This window comes from Geodermatophilus pulveris, assembly GCF_900188375.1.
GTDB lineage: Bacteria > Actinomycetota > Actinomycetes > Mycobacteriales > Geodermatophilaceae > Geodermatophilus > Geodermatophilus pulveris.
This window is the reverse complement of the sequence record NZ_FZOO01000024.1, coordinates 1-1,196: the sequence shown is the minus strand read 5'-3', so window position 1 is coordinate 1,196 and position 1,196 is coordinate 1. Positions and strand designations below refer to the sequence as shown.

Genomic DNA, 1,196 nt, shown 5'->3' with positions numbered 1-1,196 from the left:
CTCCCGCCACTGGGCGATCCAGCCGGGCAGCCGGCCCAGGGCGAACAGCACGGTGAACATGCGGGTGGGGAAGCCCATCGCCCGGTAGATCAGCCCGGTGTAGAAGTCGACGTTCGGGTAGAGCTTGCGCTCGACGAAGTAGTCGTCGGACAGGGCGATCTCCTCCAGCTGGCGGGCCAGGTCGAGCAGCTGGTTGTCCCCGCCCAGCTTGTCGAGCACGGTGTCGGCCGTCTGCTTGACGATCGTCGCGCGGGGGTCGTGGTTCTTGTAGACCCGGTGGCCGAAGCCCATCAGCTTCACCCCGGGTTCGCGCTTCTTGACCCGCTCGACGAAGGCCGGGATGTCCCCGCCCTCGCGCTGGATGGACTCCAGCATCTCCAGCACCGACTGGTTGGCCCCGCCGTGCAGCGGGCCGAACAGCGCGTTGATGCCGGCCGAGACCGAGGCGAACAGGTTGGCGTGCGAGGAGCCGACCAGCCGGACGGTGGAGGTGGAGCAGTTCTGCTCGTGGTCGGCGTGCAGCACGAACAGCATGTCCAGCGCCGCGGCGAGGTCGGGGTCGACCTCGTAGGGCTCGGCGGGGAAGCCGAAGGTCATCCGCAGGAAGTTCTCCACCAGGCCCAGCGAGTTGTCCGGGTAGAGGAACGGCTGGCCGACGGACTTCTTGTAGGCGTAGGCGGCGATGGTCGGCAGCTTGGCCAGCAGCCGCAGGGTGGAGATCTCCACCTGCCGCTCGTCGAAGGGGTCCAGGGAGTCCTGGTAGAAGGTCGACAGGGCGCTGACCGCCGAGGAGAGCACCGGCATCGGGTGCGCGTCGCGGGGGAAGCCCTTGAAGAACTGCTTGAGGTCCTCGTGCAGCAGGGTGTGCCGGCGCAGCCGGGAGTCGAACTCGCCCAGCTGGTCGGCGGTGGGCAGCTCGCCGTAGATCAGCAGGTAGCTGACCTCGAGGAAGCTGGCCTTCCCGGCCAGCTGGTCGATCGGGTAGCCGCGGTAGCGGAGGATCCCGGCGTCACCGTCGATGTAGGTGATCGCCGAGGTGCACGCCGCGGTGTTGACGAACCCGATGTCCAGCGCCACGTGCCCGGTGGTGGCCAGCAGCTTGCCGGTGTCCAGACCACTGGCCCCCTCGGTGGCCGGCACCACGCGCAGGGGCAACTCACCCCCGGGGTGGCGCAGGGACACGTCGGGGTCGCCGG

Annotated in this window: 1 protein-coding gene; it reads right to left on the bottom strand. The window is 69.0% G+C overall.

Translation table 11 applies throughout. From position 1 onward, the window contains the following. Positions 1-1,196 (bottom strand): citrate synthase (locus CHB98_RS20895; RefSeq protein WP_425432527.1); only part of this gene is annotated, 1,196 nt, incomplete at both ends.